Origin of the sequence: Streptomyces niveiscabiei (genome assembly GCF_001419795.1) — a bacterium.
GTDB classification, from domain to species: domain Bacteria; phylum Actinomycetota; class Actinomycetes; order Streptomycetales; family Streptomycetaceae; genus Streptomyces; species Streptomyces niveiscabiei.
This window is the reverse complement of sequence record NZ_LIRL01001293.1, coordinates 1-1,323: the sequence shown is the minus strand read 5'-3', so window position 1 is coordinate 1,323 and position 1,323 is coordinate 1. Positions and strand designations below refer to the sequence as shown.

1 protein-coding gene is annotated in these 1,323 nt (G+C 71.4%); it reads right to left on the bottom strand.

From position 1 onward, the window contains the following. A partial coding sequence (locus AOK24_RS43260; protein WP_107104181.1) for an extracellular solute-binding protein occupies positions 1-1,184 on the bottom strand: 1,184 nt, incomplete at its 3' end. Positions 1,185-1,323 lie beyond the last annotated feature (139 nt).

The following is a 1,323-nucleotide window of genomic DNA, read 5'->3' as shown; positions in this document are numbered from 1 at the left end:
GTGCGGGGGCGGGGGACGGCGCTGCGCAGGGCGGGCAGGAGGACGTCGTGGGCGAACCGCTCCTGTTCGGGGGTCCAGCGGTCGGGGGTTTCGCCGGTGCTCCCGGAGGTGGAGGTGCCGGCGTAGGTGCAGCGGGTCGTCTCCCGGTAGGAGGACTCCCGGGTCGCCGCGAACCCGGCGTACAGCAGGCACCGTTCGCTGTCGGCGTCGGTGAGGAAGCGGATGAGGTCGGCGGTCTTGGCGGCCTTGTCCCCGGAGACGGAGCGGGTCATCGCGAGGTTCTGGCCGCCGAGTACGGCTTTCCCCGGCAGCTGCGTCACTCCGAGGTCGCCCTTGAAGGCCGCGTAGAGGGCAGGGTAGGCGTAGGGCCAGTTGCGCAGGAACGTGGTCTTCCCCTGCGTGAAGTCGCTGAGCGAATCGGACTCGTTCGAGGTGAACGCGTGCCGCAGGACGTCCGTCGTACGGGCGCGCAACTCCTTGACGCCCCGGGTCAGTTGGTCCTCGGTGGCCCGGTACCGTCCGTTCTCGTCGGTGATCTCCAGGTCCTCCACGGCGGAGGCGAACGCCTCGATCGCGTTGACGGTCCGGCCTTCGTAGGGGGCGAGCTGGGTGGTCCAGCCGGCCTCCCAGCCGGGGAACCGCTTGCCGCGTACGGCGTCGAGGTAGCGCTGGAGGGCGGACCAGGTGACGACGGGCCCGAGCTCGCCCCCGACCTGGTCGCGCCGGTAGTACAGCAGTCCCACGTCGCTGTTGAACGGCACGGCGTAGCGCTTCCCGCCCCAGAAGGACGTCTCGTCGACGGGCCGGACGAGGTCGGCGGGGTCGCTGACGGCGTCGTCCGGCAGCGGCTGGACGAGTTTCGCGGCGGCGAACTCCGGCACCCAGGTGACGTCCAGGTTGACGATGTCGTAGGAGCTGCTCCCGGACTGGAGCGCGCCGAGCAGCTGGCTGCGCTGCTGGTCGGCGGAGCCGGGAAGCTCGACGAGGGACGCCTTGTAACCGCCGGCCCCCTGCCGCGCGTTCCACGCGTCGATGAGCCGCTGCCGGGTGCCGTCCGTGACATCACGCCCACTGGCGACGACGATCCGCATCCGATCGGGCCCGGGCAACGGCTCCTCGGCGGGGGCGCTGCCGGTACAGGCGGTGACCGCCAGCAGCAGAACCACGAACCAGACACGCCGCATCACCCCTCCCCCGTCCCCGTACGCGCAACCTCATCCCGCAAGGAAGCCGCCGGATCATCCCCAGGATCCAGGCACCGCCCCTCGGAAGCAGCGGCGACGACAGCATCGGCGCGCCCCTCCTCACACCCCCCGGTGACCA